Origin of the sequence: Sphingomonas sp., assembly GCF_041661825.1 — a bacterium.
Lineage (GTDB): Bacteria > Pseudomonadota > Alphaproteobacteria > Sphingomonadales > Sphingomonadaceae > Sphingomonas.
Genome location: NZ_JBAZTU010000002.1, coordinates 46,012 through 64,491, shown reverse-complemented (window position 1 = coordinate 64,491; position 18,480 = coordinate 46,012). Strand labels below are relative to the sequence as shown.

The window sequence follows — 18,480 nt, the reverse complement described above, 5'->3', positions numbered from 1 at the left end:
CCCGACTTGACCGCGGCGCGTGGCCAAAGGCCTAGTGCGGGCAATGGGCGCCACGATACTTCTGCTGCAGGATGCCGCGTATTTTCCGTCCTATGGCGGGGGCAACAAGGCCAACCGCCTCTTGCTGGCGGCGCTGGCCGCGCGCGGTTTCGATTGTCACGCCGTGTCGCGGATGCCCGCCGCTGGTCGGGTCCTGTCCGACCGATTCAGCGCTGAGGCTCTTGCTGCGCGCGGTATCGAGGTCGAAACCGGCCCGCGCAGCATGTCCTATCGCCACGACGGCGTGAGCGTTGAGGCACTCGATCTCGGCGCCCCCGAAGCGGCCGAGCGGACCGCTGAAGTGATTCGGAGGATCGAGCCCGACTGGATCCTCGTCTCCGACGATCGTCCCGCGATGCTGCTCGACATCGCGCTGGCCTGCGCGCCTGACCGGGTGGTGGCGCTGGTCCACACCCATTTCCACCTGCCGTTCGGCCCGGAGGCGGAAACCCATGATTCCGCGCAGCATGAGCGCTTGCGACGCGTGTGGGGCATCGTCGCGGTGAGCGAACACAGCCGCGCCTATCTGCGGGAATTCGGGGGCTTGGACTCGGTCGTTCTGCACTTCCCGGTCTTCGGCGACGGCCCGTTCGAGCCGCCCGAGCATCCCGACTCCGGCTATGTGACGATGATCAACCCCTGCCTGGTCAAAGGGCTGCCGATCTTCCTCGAACTGGCAGCGCTCTTTCCGGACACCCCCTTCGCCGCGGTGCCGACTTGGGGCGGCGATGCGGCCGTTCTGCGGGAGCTCTCCCATCTCCCGAACATGACGATACTCGATCCCGCCGACGATGTCGGTGCCGTGCTCCGAGACACCCGGATTCTGGTGGCGCCGTCGCTGGTTCCGGAAACCTTCGGCTATGTTGCGCTCGACGCAATGCTGCGCAGCATTCCGGTGCTCGCGGGCAATCTCGGCGGCCAGCCGGAAGCCAAGCTCGGGCTGGATTTCATCCTGCCAGTCGCGCCCGCCCGGCGAACGGCAACAGGCTATGCCGCGCCACCGCAGGACATCGCACCCTGGCAGGCCGCATTGCACGGCCTGTTGTCGGACGGCGAGACGTATCGACGCTGTTCGAGCCTCTCCCGGGAAGCAGCCTTGCGCTTCTTGCCGAAGACCGATGCCGGCCATTTCGCGCGCTATCTGGAATCGCTCTAGCGCGCGGTCTCATGCAATTCCGCTTCGAGCACGGTGCCCCGCAGTTCCTTGCTGAGTGCATCGAAATTCGCGATGGTTTCCCGCAGCGCGACCGGGGTCAGTTTCCAGGTCTGGCCTTCCGGCTGCGCGGGCCGGCCTTCGGCGCCCAGAAAGGCGAGGGCGGGCTCTACCCCGGTCGGAGAGAACAGGTCCTCATACCAGAGCAGTACATGCTCCTGACCTGTCTCGTGCAGCGCGCGCTCGGTCTCGGCATAGAAGCGCTCGTGCAGCGCGATGTTCTCGAACAATGCCGCCGGATCGACATGGACCTTCGGGCGGGGCGCAGGTGCGCCGCGATCATCATAGACGACCCATTCCCCGGTCTGCCGCGCCAACAGCAGCGACACGAAGCTCTTCACCCGGTTACGCCGCTTGAGGATGATCTTGCGCACCGAAGCGTCGGGCACGACCGCGTGATAGGCGGGTTCGTGCTGCCAGAGGCACATCTTGAACCCCACCGCGGCGCGCCCGAGGTCCGTGCGCCAGACCCGGTCGAGGAATGCCACCGGATCGCTTTCCCGCTCTTCCATGCTGCCCAGCCTGAAATCGCTGCCCTGCAGATGCCGGGCGACCCCGATTACGTGCGGGTTGAAGATTTCGTGATGGCACAGGATGCCCGGGTGAGAATTCAACACCGTGCACAGGAAATTGCTGCCGGTTCTGGTGGCATTCAAGATGATGAATCGAACCGCTTCCGGTGGTTTCGTCATCTTTCGCTCCAGGGAGGACTGCGCCAACAAGGCATGAACTGTTCGAGCGGGAAGTGTAGCCGCGCTCGCGGTGTCGGAGAAAGGGCCTTCTTCCTGTCATGGCGATCGAAGAGCATTATGCCGCGGCAAGCGTCTGGGATACCCGCTTCCGCAGGATCATTGTCGAGGGCGAGCCGGATCGGTCGAGCCAATGGCTCGAACCCTTCCTGCCGCTGCTGAACGAGCATGATTGCCGTCGCGTATTCGATCTCGGTTGCGGCACCGGCTATGACGCGCTGGCGCTCGCGCGGCGGGGATTCCAGGTCGAGGGCATGGATTTCGCGCAGGTCGCGATCGACCAGGCGAAGCGGCTCGCTGACAGCGAGGGGCTGGAGATCGATTTCCGCCAGGGCGATGTCGGCATGCCATTGCCCTATGCGGATGCGGCGTTCGACGCGGTGATCAGCAATCTGGTGCTGCACAGTTTCGACGACATTGCGCTTCGCCGCATCGTCGACGAGGTCGATCGCATCCTCCGGCCGGGCGGGCTTTTCCTGTTTCACGCCAATTCGACTGAGGATCTCGAACGGCGGCTCGCGGTGCAGCCACCCGAACGTCAGTTGGGGGCCCGATCCTATGTCCTGGCCGGCGGCCAGACCATGCACTTCCTCGGCCGCGATACGTGCGAGGCCCTGCTCGCCGATTGGGAGCAACTTGTGCTGGAGCCGGCAACGAGCTTCGATCCGGACGGCAACCCGATCAAGAATGTCTGGCGCGGGGCCTTCCGGAAATCGTGACAGTGCGCGCGGTCGCCATTGTCGATCCTTATGATGCGGGCTCGATGCTCGCCCCCGCCTTTGCCGAGCACGGCGTTGCCGCGGTGATGGTGGGAAGCGCGGCGGAGGTCCCCTCGGAAGCGCGCGCGGCGTTCGATCCCACCGCCTTTCGCGACCTGCTCTTCTGGCACGGCGATATCGCCGAAACTGTCGCCGTGCTCCGCGACCATGGGGTCAGTCACGTCCTCGCCGGCTCGGAGCGCGGCGTGATGCTGGCCGATCGGCTGAGCGAGGCGTTGGGCGTGGCGAGCAACGGCACGCGCCTTAGTCAGGCGCGTCGCGACAAGGCCCGCATGATCGAGGCGGTCGGCCGGTCCGGCGTCCGGGTGCCGCGGCAGATCGAATCCGGCAACCTCCATGACATCATGGCCTGGATCGATGCCGGCGGCCACTGGCCCGCCGTGCTCAAGCCGCGGCTGGCGAAAGGATCGGACGGCGTACATCTGTGCGCGACACGCGAGGAAGTGTCGCGCGCCTTTCATGCCGTTCACGACCATATCGACCGGCTCGGCTATCGCAACGAGACCGTGCTGGTGCAGGAGTTCCTGGTCGGCCGGGAATATGTGGTGGACACCGTCAGCCATGACGGGCGCCATCGCCTCGCGGCGCTGTGGGCCTATGGCAAGCCGGCGCCGGGCTTCGACTCGATCGGCCTCCTTTCCACCAAGGAGTTGCTGCCGTCGCAGGGTGAACTGGCCGATATGTTGTTCGGCTTTGCCGTGCGCGTTCTGGATGCGCTGGAGATCCGTCACGGCGCCGGGCATTGCGAGGTGATCGTCGATAAGGATGGCCCCGCCCTGGTGGAGATCGGCGCCCGCTTGCATGGCGGCCCCCCGGCGCATCTGATGTGTCGGGCGGCGACGGGGACCAGCCAGCTCGACCTGCTGGTACAATCCGTGCTCGATCCGACGGGTTTTCTCGACGGTATTTCGCGGCGCTACACGCTGGCGAGCGGCACCGCGATGGCGCTGCTGCGCGACGATCGTCTCAGGGGGCAGATTGAAGATCTTCCTTCCGCCCAGCGCATTGTCTGGAACGCCCCGCCCGGGGAGCCCCAGCCTCCCGTGGCGGGCGTCGTCACGCTGATCCATGCTGACCGGGACATGGTTTCGGCCGACCTCGAGATTGTCACGGGCGGGATCGCTTGCGAGCTGCTCGACTGCCGCGACGCGGTCGAGGCCATCGCGCCCGAGTGGCGCGCGCTGATCGGGCGCTCGCGATGCAACCGTGCCTTTGGCGGGCACACCTGGTATCTCGCGGCGCTCGACGCCTGGCCGGAGCTATCACCGCGAGTGATCACCGCTCGGCGAGCCGGGCGACTTGCCGGCATTTTCCCCCTGGTCTCGGATCCGAAGGATGAAACGGCGCGCTTCGCCACGCTGCTGAGTGATTATAACGACCTGATCGTGGCGGACGGCGACGTGGCGGCTGCTCGGCGGCTCATGATCTTCGCGCGGCACCACTTCCCGCGCCTCGACCTCACCTGCATCCGCGCCGACGCGAACTGCGCGACGGCCGAGGGCAGGACGCCGGTGCTCGTCGACAAGAAATTCACCTGCCCGATTGCTGACCTATCCGGTGGCTATGACGGCTGGTTCGCCGCGCGGACCCCGGGCTTCCGGCGCGAGCTGGCGCTGGTCGTCCGCCGAGCGGCGCGCAACGGCCTCATCGCTCGCCGCCTCGATCCCGCGCGTGACACGGCGGTCGACCTCGGTGCTTTCTTCCTCGAGATGCAGCGCGCGCGTTTTGGCGAGCGCAGCCTGTTCCTGCGCGATCCCGCGGCGCGGGCCTTTGCCACCACCATGCTTCCGGCGCTGTGGCGCGAAGGCACCGCACCGCTGTTCGGGCTCTGGGCCGGGGAGCAATTGATTGGAATGAACATCTGCATGCTGGGCGCCGATAGTCTCGGCAATTGGAATGCGGGGTTCGTCGCCGACTTCGCGACTTATTCCCCCGGCATGCTGATGGCCGATGCCGCGGTGCGCGAGGCGTGCGCGCTGGGCCTGGCCGAGTTTGACTATCTCCGCGGTCTCGAAACCTACAAGCTGCGCTGGTGCTCCGGCCGCCGCGAGATCGGGCGGCTGGAATGACCGACGCGCTTCCCCAGGACCCCTGGTCGATCGGTCTCTATGCGGGCCCCGATCCGCTTCACCTCGCGCCGCCACCCGGACTCGCGAACCCGGTCATGACGCGCGAACAGGTGACCGACGTGACGGCCGCATTTGTCGCCGACCCGTTCCTCCTGCCCTATCGGGGGGAATGGCACCTGTTCTTCGAGGTGCTGAACCATGACCGCCGAACGGGCGAGATCGGCTGGGCGAGCAGCCCCGATGCGATCGTTTGGACCTATCGCGGGATCGCGCTGAGCGAACCGTTCCATCTGTCCTACCCCTGCATATTCGAGCATGAGGGCGAGGTCTTCATGGTCCCCGAGACGCTCGATGCCGGTGCGGTTCGTCTCTACCGCGCCGACCCGTTTCCGACTCGCTGGGTGCCGGTCGCCGATCTGATGCCGGGCCGGTTGGCCGATCCGACGCCGTTCCGGTTCGAGGGGCGCTGGTGGATGTTCGCCTGTCCGGCACCGTCCAGCCACGATGCGCTGTCATTGTTCTGCGCCGATGACCTTGAAGGTCCTTGGCGCGAACATCCCGCCAGTCCGCTGCTGACCGGCGACAGGAGCAGGTCCCGGCCGGGCGGGCGCGTGGTCGCTTGCGATGGCCGGCTCTACCGTTTCGCGCAGGATTGCGGGCCGCGCTATGGCAGCGGTGTACGGATGCTCGAGATCACCTGCTTGACGCCCGATCTTTATGCCGAGCGGGAATGCGCCGAAAGCCCGATCCTGGGCCCGGCGGGCGCGGGATGGAACGGCAAGGGCATGCATCATGTCGACGCCTGGCCGATCGCGCCGGGCCGATGGATCGCCGCTGTCGACGGCATCCGGATCAAATGATTTCCGATCCGGTTACCATCGGGCAAGAGTTTCCTTCGCGGATGTAGCCATTCTGGCCTCTTCTTCGATTGCTGCCAGTGGGGCCTCATTATAGGCTGCAGCAATATAGATATTTTCAGAATTTAAAGGCGCTTATCGATCTCTCTAAAATGGGGACCGTTATGAAGGCTCTTACTTTGCTGCTGTGCGCAGGATCGCTGGCGGCTGTCGCCGCTGTGGCTCAGGACTCTTCGTCATCTTCGTCCGCCGCGCCGCCACCGCCGCCGTTCGGGCCAGCGGTTGGACCGGGCCGGACTCTGCAGACGGCGGATATGACGAACGCCAATCCGCTAATCCCCGGCGATATCTACCGTAGTGGCGCGGTCGCGCATCAGGATCTGGCGACCTTCGCCTGGCTCGAGTTCATCTCCGCGGTATCGCCTAATGCAAATGGCCTTCGCGGCGTGCCCGGCGGCAGCTTCGCGGCCTCGGGCAGCGGCGCCAGCAACGGGCCTTTGGTCTGGGAAACCTATCAGCACCGGACCGAACTGCTCCCCTGCAATGCAGTCAGTTCCCCGACGGGCCCGACCACGTCGCCGATTGCACCGCAGCCTTGGGGCGCGCCTCCCAAATATGTCACGACGGCCTCGAGCACGCAGCTCTGCAGCACCATCACGCTGCCGGGCGGCGGGCCGCTTCCCTTCAACAATCTGGATGAAGCCAACCAGATCGGACAGAACACGCTGTTCTACCCGACCACACCGGGAAAGCCGCAGCCGAACACCGATGCTCAGGTGCTGTTCGAGGCCAAGGTGAACCAATATGAATCCAATTATGTGAACCAGAATTATGCGAGCTTCATTCCGAAGTTCGGCCCGTTCCACCTGTCCCCGGGAATCACCCTCCCGAACACGACGGTGGAAGTGAAGGCAGCCTGGCGCCCGGTGTCGTCGATCCCGTCGAACCAGCGCTATCGCTATCATATCGCGAACGTGCTCACCTATGCCGGCACCGACGCCGCACCAGTGCCGAAGGTGGTGCCCTATGCGCTCATCGCGCTGCACATCATCCACAAGACGCCCAACTATCCCTCCTTCATCTTCGCGACCTTCGAACAGGTCGATGATTTCACGAACCAGACCACGGGGCAGCCGACCGGCGTCTATTATGTGCCGGCCTATGGCGCGGTCGCCTACACGACTCCGCCCACCACGACCTTCCCGCCCAGCGGCCAGACGGTGCAGAATCCGAACATCGGCTTCAACACCGCGGCGCCGAAGGCGATGCCTTACGGCGTGCAGGGCGGCGTGGCCTTGCCGCTCGGCAACACCCTGGGCTTCCCCGGCGCGAAGCCGGTGTCGGGCGGCAGGGTGGCCATTCCGGTGACCTCGCCGGTCCCGACCGTGCCTGAGGTCGCGACGGTGAACGGCCAGGCGCTTACCGCGATGAAGGGAATTCCGGGCTTCAACCAGAATTTCAAATGGCAATATTACAAGCTGACGGGTGTTCAGGCAGTCCCGACCAATGATGAAACCACCAGGGACTTCTATCTGGCCAATATCGTGGTCGAGAGCAGCCAGCCAGGCATTCAGCTGTTCCGGGGCTTCCCGCCGATCGCGCCGAACCCCAAGACCAAGGTCCCGACGCTGACCAATATCCGCAACCAGGTGAACGTCATCGACTATCACACCGGGGCCTCGACCCTAGCCCCAACCCTGACCTCGAGTGGCGGGTGCCAGGGCTGTCATGGTATCGCCCAGACCCAGAATGGGTTCGATTTCAGCTTCCTGTTCTTCGGGGTGAACGGAGGCGGCTTCACACCGGAAACGGCGGGCCTGCCGACGCCCCAGGTTGCGGCGGTGCGGCTGGCGAACAAGAAGTATTTCCAGAAATAGCTGTCGGATCAACAGGGGCGGCCTGCAAAACAGTCGCTCTCCGGGCAAAACAGGGGCCGCCTCCGTGGAGCGCGGTCCCTGTCGCGTTGAGCACGGTCGCCCTCGCGATTCCAGTACCGTCAAATTGCGCGAGACCGCAGTGCCCATAATGTGGCAACGGCGGCTATCAGGAGTATGTTTTCGTTCGTTTTCTCGAACGACTTGCGGATGCGGTACGGAGATCCAGGTGTTTGCAGTCGGTACGGCCCTTGTGTTGGCGTTGGCGCCGGCGTCCCTCCAGACTGCGGATCGGGCGGAGAGTGCGCGCAACAATCCGGGCAAGGTGGTGTGTCGGAAGTCGGTGCAAACCGGCTCGATCCTGAAGCAGCGCATCCTTTGCCGCACACAAGGTTCCTGGAATGGCTCAGGCGTCGAGCGGCGCATCGAGGACGATTACTCGTACGAGAACGCCCTTCAGGTCGATCAGCCGGCGCCCGATCAATCCATCTCCATCGGCACCGCGGTCTGGGAGAAACTGCCGGCCCTCAATCTTCGTGGGCGCCTGCCGTACACGCAGCTCGTTCTAGCCGTGGATGAGTTGCTGAAGAAAGGTGAGTGCAAGCTTGCGGGCCAGACCGAGAAGTCGTTCGATATCGAGGTCCGGTTCGCCGTCCGGGTGGCTCCGGGCGGGCGCGCCACGCAGGTAGTGGTGTCCGATACTGGCTGTACCGCGCTCAACACGATGGTGGGGCTGACCATATTCGCGCGATCGAAGCGCGGCGATATCGAACCGGAAGCGACGAGCGCGCGGTGGTTCGCGGGTGCGATGAACTTCACCTTGAGATGAGCCGGCCCGGACGCTCCCAGGCAAGCGTCCGCTTGGACAAGGCCAGCCCTCGAGGAAGGCGACAAGGTCGTTGACGGCGTCGCGACAAGCCCGTGTCCCTAGGGCTGCGCTTTCCCGAAGGCCCGCCGGAGTGCTTCGCGGATCGCGGGGAAATCGCCGGTCGCATGGGTTTCGCCCGGCACCACAGCGAAATCGATGGAGAGGCCGGCGCCCCGGAGCGGCGCGAGCCGGCCCGCCAGTTCGCGCGCATTGTCCACCATGCGCGCCTTGAGGCTGAAGGCCGCGATCTCGAGCCAAGCCGGATCGTTTTCCATGCCGGGGGCGGGGGATTGCTCATATTGGCCAGCGCTGAGGAACAGATCCACCTTCTGCCCGCCCTTGCGCATCCGGCTCTCAAAGGCGGGGAGGGCGGTGAGCACTGCCCTGTCGGCATACCAAATGGAAGGGCTCGCCGCGACATAGGTACGGAACAGCTCGGGCCGGTTGAACAAGGTGTGGAGGGTGAACAATCCGCCCAGGCTGTAGCCCGTCAAGGTCCCGGCGGCCGTGATCGGTCTTGTACGCGGCGTCGATCGTCGGGACCAACTCGTCGGCGACGAAGGACAGGAAGGCATCGGCACCTCCCGTCGGGCGCGTGGCCGGCACGTCGGGACCGGGATCGCCCTTTGGCGTGTAGTCGAGCGATCGTCGCGACGCCGAGGGATAGCCGATCGCCACGACGATGCCGGGCTCAAGTGCCCAATAGCGGCCGAAGCGGTTGGCCAGTTCCGCGGTCGCTGCGAAACTCTCGTCGCCATCGAGCAGATAGAGCACCGGATAGCCGTGCGGCGGCGGCGGCGCCTCGGGCAACGCGATGTAGATGCGATAGGGGGCGCCGGCCTTCGAGATCATGGCCTGCACTTCGGAGCGTGGCATGACGTAAGGGGCGGACGCCGGGGTGGTCTGCGCACGTGCCTGCGCGGGCGAAAACCCCGCAATGAGCGCAGCGATTACCGATAGACGTTGCCAGATCACTTGCGCCTCCCCTAATTTTCGCCAAACTGTATAATCTGTGTGGACATGTCAATTAAGCGTTGGACGGCCCTCGATGCATAAAGTTACACCTGCTCAATGATCCGCGCTCTTGCTTCGCTCGCCCTGCTGTCGCTTGCCGCGGCATCCTCGCCCACGCTGTCCCGGGCAGATCAATGGTGGGCGGACATCGCGACCATTGCCGACGATGCGAATGAGGGACGGGAGACCGGATCGGCCGGCTATCTCCGCGCGGCCGACTATGTCGAAGGCCGGCTGCGCGCGATCGGGCTGACCCCGGCGGGCGACACGGGTTTCCGGCAGGATGTCGCTTTCGAGGAGCAGCGGGTGGATTATTCCGCCTCGTCAGCACAACTGATCGGCGCGAAGGGCGAGGTGATGTCGCTCGAGCTCGGCGTGGATATGCTGATCTCCTCGGGCGGCGGCCCGCGTCCGGCGATGGTCGATGCGCCGCTGGTGTTCATCGGCTATGGGCTGAACTTGCCCGCCAAGGGGCATGACGATCTTGCCGGCCTCGACCTCAGGGGTAAGATCGCTGTCGCCATCGCCGGCGGGCCGGGGGACATTCCGGGACCGGTCAAGGCGAGCAATCGATCCGACCGGACCGCCTTCCTCGGCAAGGCCGGCGCGGTCGGCCTGATCACGCTGACTCCGCCCAAGCAGATCGAGATACCATGGGAACGGCAGAAGCTGCTGTCGCCGGCGCCGGGCATGTATCTGGCGGACGGGCCGCTCCGCGAGACGCCCAACGGTTTCCTCACCGCAAGCTTCGATCCCGAACAGAGCGAGCGGTTGTTCGCCGGAACGGGCCATAGCTTTGCTGAGCTGGCAGCAGCGTCCGATCAGTCCGCGAAGATACCGACGTTCGCGCTACCGTTGCGGTTGAAGGCAATGATCGTCACGCATCGGCGCCTGCTCACCTCGCCGAACATCGTCGCGACGCTGAAGGGCTCGGACCCCGTGCTGAGCAAGGAGTATGTCGTCGTCTCGGCCCATCTGGACCATATCGGCATCGGCGCGCCGATCAACGGAGACCGCATCTACAACGGCGCAATGGACGATGCTTCCGGCGTGGCGACGGTGCTCGACATTGCCGCGCGACTGAAGGCCGGGCCGCGGCCGAAGCGATCCTTCCTGTTCGTGATCGTCACCGCGGAGGAGAAGGGACTGCTCGGCTCGGGTTATTTCGCGCGCCGTCCGACCGTGCCCGTGGGATCGATCGTTGCCGATCTCAATTTCGACATGCCGTTGCCGCTGTGGAAGCTGGAGACGGTGCTGGTGCAGGGCGACCAGGAAAGCAGCCTGGGCGATCCGGCGCGCGCGGTGGCAGCGCGGCATGGCCTGTCGCTGATCCCGGACCCGCTGCCCAATCGCAACAGCTTCACCCGTACCGATCAATATGCGTTCGTGCGGGCGGGCATCCCGTCGCTCGCCTTCAAGTTCGGTTTCCCGCCGGGCAGCAAGGCCTTCGAGATCGAGCATGACTGGCGCGCCAACCGGTATCATTCGCCTAGCGACGACCTGAACCAGCCCGGTGTGCTGCGCGAGGAAGCGATCAGGCTCGACGACTATGTGGCGGCGCTGGCGGTGGAGATCGCCAATGATCCGGTGCGGCCAAGCTGGCTGCCGACCAGTGTCTTTGCGAAATTTGCCAAGCCATAGGGGCCGGACGGAGCGTCGGGATTTCCCTGTTCCTGGCGATTAACAGGGAAATTATCAGGGAATTTGTTTTTTTTGGCCCTGTTTTGGGCGATTTTCTCCCATAATTATCGTCTTATATCATAGATTTAATAGAAGATTCCCTGTTATTGAATAACAGGGAATTCCGCCGGGATAACAGGGAATTTCCCGTCTGGAACAGGGAACGGCATCGTCGGGGACGTGACCGTTCATGAGAAAGAGCAGGGCCTGAGTCGAAACCTTGGTCCGACGCTATGCTGCACTGATCCGGACGCACGTTGAATCGATCGATATTTCGGCGTCGATGGTTAGGGCGATCTACGTTTCTCCGTTCGCCCGAACATAGTGAGAGGGTCGAAAGCCGCGCTTATACTGAGCTGATTCGAGCCCGGTCGCCGGTGACCAGTAAAGAGACGTGGGTGCCACCGCGCAGGGACGACCAATCGGCCTTGGCGACAATCACGATCGGGATGTCGATCGCATAGAGTTCGGTTGCGACCAGGGCGCCGATCACCAGGATCGGATCGTGCTCGAGCATGATAATCGCCAGCGGCGCCAGCCCGGAGCGCGCAAGCTCGACCAGGGCGCTGGAGGAAGAAGAGGAACCGCGTGCGCTCGGCATCACCAGGACGCGGCCGGCGATCCGCTTGCCGCAGTCGGGGTGACTGCGATCGATGATCTCCCCGCTGTGGAGATCAACCCCGCCCCAGAAGCTGAGCGGCACATCGAGCTTGAGGATCGTGCCGGAAGCCTGGCCTGGCGTCAGCGCGCGCGCGTCGATGGTCATGACGCCACCGTGCCAAGTTCGGCCGAGCGGATGCAGCGGTCGAGCGTCATCAGGCCGATCCGACGCTGGAGGTTGCCGGGGCCGTAATGCGCATATTTGCCGGAGGTGGTGAGGATCGCACCGTTTCGCTCTGCGACCACCGGGGCGAGATAGGTGCAGGTATCGACCACCAGGCGCACGCCGAACGCCCGCAGCGGGGTGAAGTTCTCATCGGCCTCGACCATTGCCGCGATCTCTCGCGAGGTGGAGACGAAGGTGGATATCGATGGCGCCGGCGTTCTGCCGCGTACGGCAGCATTGAGCGCGTGGAATTCGGTGATTGAATAATGGGGTGTGCCGAGGCAGATCGCGGCGACGCGCTCGCCGGGTTCGACCGGACAAAGGCTGGTCACCGCTGCCTGAAGGTCCTCGGCGGTGATCGCGAGGATCGGCAGGCCATCGATATCCTGCTCATCTGCCTCAGGCGTCACACCTTCGGCATGGAACAGGGCGAGGGCGCCCGATGATGCACCGGCCGCACCAAGGGCCTTGAGTTCGTCCTCGGTCGTATCGCCGGGCAACCCGCGTAGCAGTGGTACCTGGCCGATGGTGCGGCGGCCCAGGACATAGCCCATCGCCGCGAAATAGAGATCGCGCGGCATCGCGGCGGCATCGGGGGAGGGAATGGCGACAATGCATTGCGCGCGGCGATTCTCGTCACAGTGCAGGCCGACCATCGGAACGCGACCAGTGAGTGCGGCACATAGATCGGCGAAGTCGCCGTACCGATCGGTGCGTGCGCCGAGCACTGAGTTCACGAACACGATCGCATTGGATTCAGCCCAGGCGACATGCTCGCCCACGCGGGGGCGAAGCATGCGCTGATAGGGCGCGCAGGTGAGGGTGGGGATGCAGCCGAGCTTTTCGTGCAGCTCGGTCAGCTCGCTCTGCGCGGGGATCAGTTCGGGCGGTCCGCAATGCCATTCGGGATGAGTGACATCGACCGCGGCGACATTGAGCGTGGTCGGCACGTGCACCCGCCCGCCGAGATCGACGAAGCGGCGGGTGAAATCGATGCTCGACGGGCCGTGATAGAGGCAGCCGTCGATATGCGCCGACTGGACCGAGACGAAACGGCGCGCGCCCGATGCCTCGCCATAGCGCATCAGGATCGCCATCGCGCGCGCCGCGGCGGCGCCATGCGCGCCGTCGAGCAGGGCGCGGTCGATAGGCTCGAGTGCGATCATCGCTGCGTGCTGGCTAGGGCGAGTTCAGCCGCGGCGAGATCCTCGATCGCAGTGCCGACCGACTTGAACAGGGTGATGGCAGCCTCGTCACCATCGCGGCCCGGATGGGCACCGGCGCAGAGGGCGGCGAGGTCGCCCTGGATATCGCTCGCGGCAAGGTAACCGCCGGCGATCGCCTGAAGCAGGTCGCCCGCTTCCTCCAATGCGCCGTGCATCGTGTCGACGAACACGCGCGACCGGGCGAAGGTGCGGCCATCAGCCTCGCTCATGTCCGGGCGGAAGGCGCCGATCAGGTCGACATGCGTACCGGGTGCAAGCTTGTCGCCCGCAATGAGCGGCGTGGTGGAAAGGGTGGCGGCGGAAACGATATCGGCGCGGGCGAGGGCAGGGGCGATCTGCGGCGTCGCCACCGCCGGATAACCGAGCGCGCGGGCAGCGCCCGCCGCCGCTTCGGCCTTGGCCGGATCGCGGCCCCAGATCTGGATCGCTTCGATCGGGAAGGTGCCGACATAGGCTTCGATCAGCGGCGCGTTGAGGGCACCGGTGCCCAGCAGCAACAGGCGCTTCGCATTCGGCCGGGCAAGACAGGTTGCAGCGAGCACCGAGGCCGCGGCGGTACGCCGGCGGGTCAGCGCCGCGCCGTCGAACAAGGCTCTGGGCGCACCGGTCGTGCGATCGATCAGGACATAGGTCGCGCGGACCGCCGGGCTCGCTTCCCGATCGATCTCGACCATCTTGACGCCGAGGCTGTCGGTGCCGCGCCATGCGGGCATCACCAGCAGGGTCGAGCTTTCGCTCATCTCGGCCGCAAGCCGCGCGGGCGCGACATGGCGTCCCTCAGCAAAGGCCGAGCGCAGCGCCGCGATCAGCGCCGGCATCGGTGTGCTGCGCTCGACCGCTTCGGCGTCGAGATAGGGGATCGAGCGCTGCATGAGCTTCCCTATCGTCCGGGCTGTCGAAGCTGCAAGATGTCGCGCGTCTCGGCCGGGGTCGCGACGCTGTAGCCGCCGATCGCATTGACGATCGAGTAAGCGCGCTCGACCAGCTGGCCGTTGGTCGCCCAGACACCACGCGACATGTAGAGATTGTCCTCCAGCCCCACCCGGATATTGCCGCCGAGCAGCAGGGTCTGGGCGAGCATCGGCATCTGTTCGCGGCCGATGCCGAAGGCGCCCCAGTGCGTGCCGGGCGCCATCAGTCCCTTCTGGTAGAGGATCGTATCGACGCCGTGCGGCGCAGCCCATTGCACGCCGAGCACCATCTGCATCATCGTCGGGCCGTCGATCAGCCCTTCCTCGAGCAGCTTGTTGCCGAAGAGTATGTCGCCCGCTCCGAACACTTCCAGTTCCGGCTTCACGCCCGCTGCCTGGAAGCGCTTGGCCATGGCGCGGAGCGTATGGGTAGGGCTGAAATAGATATAGTCGGTCGGGCCCTCGACCTGGTTGTTGGTGACGATGTCGAGCGTGGCGATCTCGGGCAGCAGCTCCTCGACATGCGCCACGCGCTCGTCGACGCCGACCACGTCGCTGCCGGGCAGCATATGCCCCTCGCGATCGGGATCGGGCAGGAAATAGGCGCCCATGCCGCAGGTCAGGTTGAGCACGATATCGACACCGGTCTGGCGGACCCGGTCGACCACTTCGCGGAAATGCGCGCGGTCGCGATTGCCGGCGCCGGTTTCAGGGTCGCGGACATGGATATGGACGATGCTGGCGCCGGCCGAGGCGGCTTCGATGCACGCATCGGCGATCTGCTTCGGCGTGATCGGCATCGACGGGTGTTTCGGGTTGAACGGTGCGCCGCCGGTGACCGCGCAGGTGAGGATGGTCTTGTTGCCGGTCATCTCTATTCTTCCCATTCCATGTTGCCGCTGACCGCGATCGTCTCGCCGGTGATCTTCCTGCCTGCATCCGAGGTGAGGAATTCGACCATGTCGGCGAACTCGCTCAGCTCGACCTTGGTGCGCAGTGAGACATATTTGAGATAGTCGTTCTCGATCTCCTCGAAGCTGCGGCCCGTCGCGTCGACGTTGCGCTGGACGATGAAGCGGAAGCGATCATTGTTGATGATGCCGGGCAGGATCGCGTTGCAACGGATGCCGAACGGCCCGAGTTCGCGCGCGCTGTTCTTCGTGAGGCCTTCGACGCCGGCCTTTGAGGCGATGTACGGCGCGCGGAACGGGATGCCGGTGCGGGTCGAGCAAGTCGAGAAATTGACGATCGATCCGCCGCCATTGGCCTTCAGCATCGGCACCGCGCGCTTCATGCAATAGAACATGCCGGACAGGTTGACCGCGATGGTCTTGTCCCATTCGTCCTCGTCGATCTCCTCGATCGGCGCGCGGGGCCCCGCCATGCCGACGACATTGACCAGGATGGTAAGCTCGCCGACCGACGCACGGACATCATCGAACAACCGGTCGACATCGGCGCGCACGCCGACGTCGACTGCGCTGCCGCTCATGCCAGGATTTGCGGCGAGCGTTTCCGCGACGGCATCGCCGCGGATGTCGCAGATATGGACCTTGTGGCCCTTGCCGAGAAAGCGCTCGGCAATCGCGCGGCCGACACTGTCGCCGGCACCGGTGACCAATATTCTTTCCATCGTCTTTCCTGTGTTCGGGGTCATGAAAGGTCGGGGGCGGGGAGGCGGGCGGCGACTGCGCGATCCTCCTCCGAGAGCGGGGTGGATTTGCGCGCGCCTAGATCGAAGCGGACCGTCACGCCCTCCATCATCGTGCAGGCGCGCCCATCGGTTCGGCGCGCCATGATGGTGCGGTGGCGCAGCGACGAAGTGCCGACCGAGACGATACCGGAGCGGAGGATCAGCAGGTCGCCCGCGACGAGCTCGTGCAGGTACCGAATCTCGTGCGAGACATCAGCCCAGCCGATGCGGCGGCCGCCCTGTTCCATCACCGAAGGGCCGAACGCGCCGAGCAGATGATAGACCGCATTGTCGAGCAGCGGCATCTGATGCTGCACCGACATGTGGCCCATCATGTCGCAATGCCATGGGAAAACGACGCCGCGGAACGTCTCGATCCCGCTTGCCGTGCCCACCGCGTCGTCGTCCATTTCCGCTCCCTTCGATCAGCCTCGAAGCGGGGTTAAAGTTGATCGCTTGACTTGTCTACACAGATTATACAGGATGTGTTCACCGCGTATTTCATAACGTGCCCAGAGGCGCGAGACGGGGAAAAGGGGAATTCGATGGTCACGAAGCGAGCGATGGGGTTGAAGTACGGCGCGGCTCTGGTCCTGCCCTGGGCGCTGATATCGGCAGCCAGCGCGCAGACCGCGCCGGTGCCCGAGCCGGCAGCGGCGGACGAGCAGCCAGACATCGTCGTCACCGCGCAGAAGCGCAGCGAGCGGCTGCAGGACGTGCCGATCTCCATCTCGGTTCTGGGCGGCGACAGGCTCGACAGCCAGTCGACCGGCGGGGTCACCGATGCGCTGCGCAATGTCGCGGGCCTGTCGATCACCAGCACGGCCCAGGGTGGCGCAACCCAACTCACCATTCGCGGCGTCGCCGCCGCCGGCGCGACGCTGTCGGGATCGAGCACGGCCGCCTATTATATCGACTCAGTGCCGTTCGGCCTGGTGAAGTCGGCGATCCTGCCTGACACCAATGCCTATGACATGGCGCGGGTCGAGGTGTTGCGTGGGCCGCAGGGCACGCTGTACGGCGCGAACTCGCTGGCGGGCGTTGTGCGGCTGATCACCAATGACGCCAATCCCGACAAGTTCGAGCTGAAGACGCGCGCCGGCCTTTCCACCACTGACGGCGGCGAGATGAGCTATCGCGGGGACCTGGCGGTCAACATCCCGCTGGTTCCAGGCAAGCTTGCGCTCCGCGTCGTCGCAGGTGCCGAGGAAGCGGGTGGCTGGATCGACCAGCCCGCGCAGAACAAGCGCAACGCCAACGACCAGCAGTCGCGCTATTTCCGGGCGAAGCTCAATGCGCAGCTGACCGACGAATTCAGTGTAGGCCTGTCGGCCTGGATTTCGAGGATCGACCAGGATGCGCCTAACTACGCCGACGGCAACGGCAACCAATCGTCGCCGGTGCCGCTGCCGCAGACGCTGAACTTCGACGCGTACAGCGCGAAGCTCGGATACGAGCTGCCGGGCGTCAGCATCAGCAGTGCGACCAGCTATCTGGAATTCACCAATCTCAGCCAGCGCGATTATACCTCGCTCGGCGCGGGGCAGCGGCTGTTCACCGAGATCCGATCCAAGGTGTTCACTGAGGAATTGCTGCTCAATTCGACTGGAACCGGCAGCTTGAAATGGTCGGTCGGCGGTTTCTACCGCGATGCGACCGACCTTCTCTACCAGACATTGTTCGTGCTGCCGGCGCCGATCAACACCAACGACAAGTCGAAGTCCTTCGCTGTGTTCGGTCAGCTTACCCAGAGCTTCATGGATGATACGATCGAGTTGACCGGTGGCCTGCGTTATTTCAACGACCGAGTCTCGCAGATCGAACTGACACCGACGACGGGCAATCCGGCACAGGTGCTTGCGCACAAGACCGAGACGTTCGAGGCGATCACGCCGCGTGCGGTGCTCACCTGGCTGCCAAGCAAGACCTTCACCGCCTATGCCTCCTATTCGCAAGGCTTCCGCAGCGGATTCAACCAGAGCCCGTCGGTCATCCGTACCGCGCCGGACCTACCCTCGGTCAAGGCCGACAAGCTGCACAATTATGAAGTCGGCACCAAGGGCAGCATTCTCGACGGCAGGCTGAGCTTTGACGCCGCGCTATTCTACATCAAATGGAACGACATCCAGCAGAACCTGACCCTGCGCTACCTCGGTGCGCCGATCGCGGCCTCGGTCAACGGGCCGTCGGCGAGCGGGTTCGGTATCGACCTGTCGTTGACCGCGCGGCCGGCACCCGGCTTCGCGATTGGCGGCACCTATAGCTGGAGCGGGCTGAAGCTCGACGAGCAGGTGGTGTCGAACCTGGTCGTTTTGTTCAACAAGGGCGAGCGCCTGTCCTTCTCGCCCGAGCATACCGCGAGCGGCTTTGCCGATTACAGCTTCCCGCTGGGCGGGCTGGAAGGGCGGCTCGAGGGATCGATCAACTATCGGTCGGCGATCCCGGCGCGGGCGCTCGTGTCCGGCGTGTCGCGGCTCTATGTCAGCGATGCGCCGCTGACGGCACGTGCGGCTTTCTCGCTCAAGTCGCCGGCCAATTGGACGACAACCTTCTTCATCGACAACATCACCAATGATCACAGCGTGCTGCAGCCGCCGAGCGACATCAGCCTGTTCATGCGCCAGCGCCCGCGCACCGTGGGCCTGCAGTTCGAGTTCCACCTTTGAGGGGTGGCTGGCCGGT

17 protein-coding genes are annotated in these 18,480 nt (G+C 64.9%); 8 read left to right on the top strand and 9 right to left on the bottom strand.

What is annotated here, in order from left to right:
- Positions 1-43: 43 nt before the first annotated feature.
- The gene (locus WC729_RS07355) at positions 44-1,195 is read left to right on the top strand and encodes a glycosyltransferase family 4 protein (RefSeq protein ID WP_372851129.1); all 1,152 of its coding nucleotides are present in this window, start codon (positions 44-46) and stop codon (positions 1,193-1,195) included.
- Here the strand turns inward: WC729_RS07355 and WC729_RS07350 are convergent.
- Positions 1,192-1,944: a hypothetical protein gene (locus WC729_RS07350; protein WP_372851127.1), complete on the bottom strand. Its 753-nt coding sequence runs from the start codon at positions 1,942-1,944 to the stop codon at positions 1,192-1,194. The genes WC729_RS07355 and WC729_RS07350 overlap by 4 nt on opposite strands.
- Before the next feature lie 98 nt (positions 1,945-2,042).
- Here WC729_RS07350 and WC729_RS07345 point away from each other — a divergent pair, with 98 nt between their 5' ends.
- The 5 genes from WC729_RS07345 (at position 2,043) to WC729_RS07325 (ending at position 8,409) form a co-directional block, all read left to right on the top strand.
- Positions 2,043-2,720, top strand: a complete 678-nt coding sequence (locus tag WC729_RS07345; protein ID WP_372851125.1) for a class I SAM-dependent methyltransferase — start codon at positions 2,043-2,045, stop codon at positions 2,718-2,720.
- Complete coding sequence (locus tag WC729_RS07340) at positions 2,717-4,849, top strand: GNAT family N-acetyltransferase (RefSeq protein WP_372851123.1); 2,133 nt, start codon at positions 2,717-2,719, stop codon at positions 4,847-4,849. The genes WC729_RS07345 and WC729_RS07340 overlap by 4 nt, the downstream gene beginning before the upstream one ends.
- Entirely contained in the window at positions 4,846-5,709 is an 864-nt protein-coding gene (locus tag WC729_RS07335) for a hypothetical protein (protein ID WP_372851121.1), read from the top strand. The genes WC729_RS07340 and WC729_RS07335 overlap by 4 nt, the downstream gene beginning before the upstream one ends.
- A 311-nt stretch (positions 5,710-6,020) precedes the next feature.
- Complete coding sequence (locus WC729_RS07330; protein ID WP_372851119.1) at positions 6,021-7,583, top strand: hypothetical protein; 1,563 nt, start codon at positions 6,021-6,023, stop codon at positions 7,581-7,583.
- A gap of 226 nt (positions 7,584-7,809) precedes the next feature.
- On the top strand, positions 7,810-8,409 hold the full coding sequence (locus WC729_RS07325) for a hypothetical protein (protein ID WP_372851117.1): 600 nt from the start codon (positions 7,810-7,812) through the stop codon (positions 8,407-8,409).
- 98 nt (positions 8,410-8,507) lie between these two features.
- On the opposite strand, the gene WC729_RS07320 is transcribed toward WC729_RS07325, so the two are convergent.
- The gene (locus WC729_RS07320; RefSeq protein ID WP_372851115.1) at positions 8,508-8,828 is read right to left on the bottom strand and encodes a hypothetical protein; all 321 of its coding nucleotides are present in this window, start codon (positions 8,826-8,828) and stop codon (positions 8,508-8,510) included.
- Positions 8,803-9,423: an alpha/beta hydrolase gene (locus WC729_RS07315; RefSeq protein ID WP_372851113.1), complete on the bottom strand. Its 621-nt coding sequence runs from the start codon at positions 9,421-9,423 to the stop codon at positions 8,803-8,805. The genes WC729_RS07320 and WC729_RS07315 overlap by 26 nt, the downstream gene beginning before the upstream one ends.
- 96 nt (positions 9,424-9,519) lie before the next feature.
- On the opposite strand from WC729_RS07315, the gene WC729_RS07310 reads away from it, so the two are divergent.
- Positions 9,520-11,103: a M28 family metallopeptidase gene (locus WC729_RS07310; RefSeq protein ID WP_372851111.1), complete on the top strand. Its 1,584-nt coding sequence runs from the start codon at positions 9,520-9,522 to the stop codon at positions 11,101-11,103.
- A 385-nt stretch (positions 11,104-11,488) separates the two neighbouring features.
- On the opposite strand, the gene WC729_RS07305 is transcribed toward WC729_RS07310, so the two are convergent.
- The 6 genes from WC729_RS07305 to WC729_RS07280 are packed head-to-tail and all read right to left on the bottom strand — an operon-like array spanning position 11,489 to position 16,208.
- Positions 11,489-11,908, bottom strand: coding sequence for an aconitase X swivel domain-containing protein (locus WC729_RS07305; protein ID WP_372851109.1), 420 nt, complete (start codon positions 11,906-11,908; stop codon positions 11,489-11,491).
- Positions 11,905-13,134, bottom strand: a complete 1,230-nt coding sequence (locus WC729_RS07300) for an aconitase X (RefSeq protein WP_372851107.1) — start codon at positions 13,132-13,134, stop codon at positions 11,905-11,907. Before WC729_RS07300 ends, WC729_RS07305 begins: the two co-directional genes overlap by 4 nt.
- Positions 13,131-14,066, bottom strand: a complete 936-nt coding sequence (locus WC729_RS07295; protein ID WP_372851105.1) for an ornithine cyclodeaminase family protein — start codon at positions 14,064-14,066, stop codon at positions 13,131-13,133. The genes WC729_RS07300 and WC729_RS07295 overlap by 4 nt, the downstream gene beginning before the upstream one ends.
- An 8-nt stretch (positions 14,067-14,074) precedes the next feature.
- On the bottom strand, positions 14,075-14,977 hold the full coding sequence (locus tag WC729_RS07290) for a 3-keto-5-aminohexanoate cleavage protein (protein ID WP_372851103.1): 903 nt from the start codon (positions 14,975-14,977) through the stop codon (positions 14,075-14,077).
- A gap of 2 nt (positions 14,978-14,979) precedes the next feature.
- Positions 14,980-15,738: an SDR family oxidoreductase gene (locus WC729_RS07285; protein WP_372851101.1), complete on the bottom strand. Its 759-nt coding sequence runs from the start codon at positions 15,736-15,738 to the stop codon at positions 14,980-14,982.
- A 20-nt stretch (positions 15,739-15,758) separates the two neighbouring features.
- Entirely contained in the window at positions 15,759-16,208 is a 450-nt protein-coding gene (locus WC729_RS07280) for an acyl-CoA thioesterase (protein ID WP_372851099.1), read from the bottom strand.
- Positions 16,209-16,343: 135 nt separating this feature from the next.
- On the opposite strand from WC729_RS07280, the gene WC729_RS07275 reads away from it, so the two are divergent.
- The gene (locus WC729_RS07275) at positions 16,344-18,464 is read left to right on the top strand and encodes a TonB-dependent receptor (protein ID WP_372851097.1); all 2,121 of its coding nucleotides are present in this window, start codon (positions 16,344-16,346) and stop codon (positions 18,462-18,464) included.
- Positions 18,465-18,480 lie beyond the last annotated feature (16 nt).